This is a genomic window from Ligilactobacillus equi DSM 15833 = JCM 10991 (assembly GCF_000615765.1).
GTDB lineage: Bacteria > Bacillota > Bacilli > Lactobacillales > Lactobacillaceae > Ligilactobacillus > Ligilactobacillus equi.
Map to the genome: position 1 here is coordinate 1 of NZ_BAMI01000096.1, position 3,464 is coordinate 3,464.

At 39.5% G+C, this 3,464-nt stretch carries 3 protein-coding genes; all 3 read left to right on the forward strand.

Annotation, left to right across the window (positions count from 1 at the left end):
• On the forward strand, positions 1-1,387 hold a 1,387-nt coding region (locus JCM10991_RS11375), incomplete at its 5' end, for an LPXTG cell wall anchor domain-containing protein (protein WP_025021556.1).
• 288 nt (positions 1,388-1,675) lie between these two features.
• The gene (locus tag JCM10991_RS11380) at positions 1,676-2,989 is read left to right on the forward strand and encodes a flotillin family protein (RefSeq protein WP_023860045.1); all 1,314 of its coding nucleotides are present in this window, start codon (positions 1,676-1,678) and stop codon (positions 2,987-2,989) included.
• 106 nt (positions 2,990-3,095) lie between these two features.
• Entirely contained in the window at positions 3,096-3,437 is a 342-nt protein-coding gene (locus JCM10991_RS11385) for a hypothetical protein (RefSeq protein ID WP_023860044.1), read from the forward strand.
• Positions 3,438-3,464 lie beyond the last annotated feature (27 nt).

Genomic DNA, 3,464 nt, shown 5'->3' on the forward strand with positions numbered 1-3,464 from the left:
GTCAGAAAGTGTGAGCGTCGCTAAATCAGAAAGTCTAGCAAGCCAAAGTAAATCAACGTCTGAAAGTGTTGCTAGTCAAAGTGAGTCAGTAGAGAAGTCTAACTCAACAAAGGTTAGCGAGTCAGATAGTACTAGCTTAGCCAAATCAGAAAGTCTAGCAAGCACAAGCAAGTCTACTTCAGAATCAGTAAGCACAGCGGTTAAGAACTCAGCAGATGCAAGTACTTCTGTTTCAGAATCTAACTCAACAAAGGTAAAAGAGTCAGAGAGTGTAAGTGTTGCTAAGTCTGAGAGTTTGGCAAGCGCAAGCAAGTCTACTTCAGAATCTATTAGTGATGCTATCAAAGAATCCGAAAGTAATAGTGCTGCTAAATCTGAAAGTTTGGCAAGCGCAAGCAAGTCTACGTCTGAATCAGTAAGTGATGCTATCAAACAATCTGAAAGCGTAAGTGTTGCTAAATCTGAAAGCCTAGCAAGTGCAAGCGACTCTACATCTGGATCTATCAGTGATGTCATCAAGCAATCCGAAAGCGATAGTGCTACTAAATCTGAAAGTCTAGTAAGTGCAAGCAACTCTACTTCGGAAAGTTTAGCAAGCACCAGTGAGTCTACTTCGGAATCAATTAGTAAAGCTGTAGAAACATCCGACAGTAATAGTACGTCTAAGTCTGATAGCTTGGTGGCTCAAAGTAAGTCTTCTTCCGAGTCATTAAGTAATGTGCTAAAGCAATCTGAAAGCAATAGCGTAACTAAATCAGAAAGTCTAGCAAGCACCAGTGAGTCCATTTCGAACTCAATTAGCAATGCTGTTGAAACTTCTGACAGTAATAGTGTAGCTAAGTCTGACAGTATTAGTAGGGCTATTGAACAATCGGAAAGTGCAAGTCGGGCGTCATCTGAAAGTTTAGCAAGCACCAGTCAATCTGAAGTAGCATCTAAATCTGACAGTTTAACAAGTTCAAGTGAGTCTGAAACAAGTAATGCAAGTGCATCACAATCGACAAGCAGTTCATCTGAAGTGTCTAGTGAAACCACGTCCGAAAGTGTGGTAAGTGAAAGCACATCTACAAGCGAAACTACTTCCGAAAGTGTAGCTAGTGAATCTACTTCTGAAAGTGTGGTAAGCGAAAGCACGTCAGAAAGTGTGGCAAGTGAATCAAGCGAAACTACTTCCGAAGAACAAAAGCTTGTAGCAATTAAATCCCAAGCAACTACAAGTAGCACTACACAATCTACAAACGTGACGATTAAGCATGTTGTAAAAGCTAAGACGTTACCGCAATTAGGGGACAAGGGTGATAGTGAGCAAAATGCAGGCTTAATTGCTGGATTAGGTGCAGCTTTGCTTGGTGCATTGGGGCTTACACGTAAGAAGAAAAACGACTAAGTAATTAGTCAGTACGGCAAAAAATAGCACCGGTTTGGTGGGAAGTGCGAATCTTCCTTGCCGTGTTAGGTTTTGGCGGAAACCTATAAAATATTTTGTCTAGAGGTGTAATAACACTCTCTAAAATAGCCTTTCAAACCGCTTAAGCAATACACATCGACTACCAAAATTAATTGGTAGGCTAGGTGCAAGTCCTAGGATTGCTTTAGTAATTGCGAGTAGAACATACGTATAATTGTATGTATATTGCTATTGGTAATTACAATTATTTTGAGAGGTGAAGAAAAGATGTCAGGCTTTATTTTTCCGGCTATTATTGTTGTTATTGTGCTTATCGTTTTGAGTATACCAATTTCAGCGTATAAGAAAGTTGCTCCTAACGAGGTTCTGATCGTTACTGGTGGGTGGCTATCTGGGCCATATGTGCAAGAAAATGAAGAAACTCATACCAAAGTCAAGGTTATTAAAGGTGGTGGTGCTTTCGTTATTCCCATCGTACAGCAATCAGAAATTCAGTCACTGGATACCTTTAATGTTGATGTGGTTGTCAAAAATGTGATGACTAAGGGCATGGTTAAAGTTAATGCTAGTGCCAATGCTGTTTTACGTGTTGGATCCACACCTAAGATGATCGCTATTGCGTCTGAAAAGATGCTTGGTCTGTCCGAAGAAGAACGTGATAACCAAATGCAACAGGTTGTATATGGTGGGGTTCGTGAAGTTTTATCAGGGTTAACTCCTAGCCAAGCCAATGACCGTTCACAATTCCGTCAAGAAGTAGTATCTGGAATTGAAGAAACATTTGCTAACCTTGGTTTAGAAATTACTGCTTTCCAAATCAAGGACATTTGGGATGATGAGGGCTACTTTGATAGCTTGTCTGCGGAAGAAGTTGCTAACAAGAAATCTAAGGCTCGTCAAGCTCAAGCTATTGCTGACAAAGAAGCAACCTTAGTTGAGGCTCAAAATAACCAAGAGGCTCAAAAGGCACAACTTGCAGCTGATAAGCAAATTGCCGAAAATCAACGTGATACTGATGTGGCCAAGGCTCAATTTGATGCTCAAGTAAAAAGAGAACGTGCGATTTCTGAAAATGCTTATAAGATTGCTAATGCAGAACAAGACCAAATTATCAACGAAAAATTAATTTTGGTTAAGGAAAATGAACTTAAGGCTACTGTTTTAGCACAACAAAAAGCCGATGCTGAAGCGATTGGTATTAAAGCGCAAGCCGAGGCTAACAAGACTAAAACTTTAGCGGACGCTAATGCAGAACAAATTCGTAAGGAAGGTCAAGCCCAAGCCGACGCTCAACGTGCTTTAGCCAAAGCCTTGGAAAACAACGGACAATTCGCATTACAAAAAGCAATTATTGATAATTTACCAGCCATTGCGGCTAGTTTCGCGGATAGTGTTGCTAATATTGATAACTTAACAGTCTTTGATGGTACAGAAGGTGTTGGACGTCAATCAGTAGCAGGTTTGGCTCAAACACTTGAATTTACTAAGCAAGCCACAGGTATTGATGTAGCCGAATTAATGCAAAATAAATCAGAAGGTAAGGTTACTTTAAATCAGCCTGTACCGACTGAAGAACAATAGCAAGTAGCGCTAGTTTTGGTTAGTGGGCGGTGCAAATCCGCCCTATTGTTGTTAATTTGAAGTATTTATGTAAGTTGCTTATTTAGAAGAAAGTGAGGGATGTTTTTTGAGTGAAAATAATGAAGAAACGTGTCAACGTGCAAAAAAAGAATTTCTAGATTTGGTTATTTTTCCTGCGCTAAAAGAAAAGCATGGTCGAGGATCAAAAAAATCATGGTCTTTTCCAGCGGTATTTAAATTAAGCAAAACACCTGAGTTTGACTTTTTTCGGCTATTTTCGCAAGGAAGCAGCTATGAGGAAGTGGTAATTAAAAGGCTAGAAATACCTGTTACCCAACAAGTACTTGATGAATTGGTGGAAGATGGTTATAAATGTACTTTCGAGGTTACTAAACCACCAGCAATGGGTGTTATCGGTTATGGAAAAATAATTATTTCAAAAAAGTAAGCGAAAGAAAAATTGACTCAATCAAAA

Bases quoted from the DNA above. Each gene is read 5' to 3' on its own strand.
- JCM10991_RS11380 (WP_023860045.1), top strand. From the start codon at position 1,676: ATGTCAGGCTTTATTTTTCCGGCTATTATTGTTGTTATTGTGCTTATC.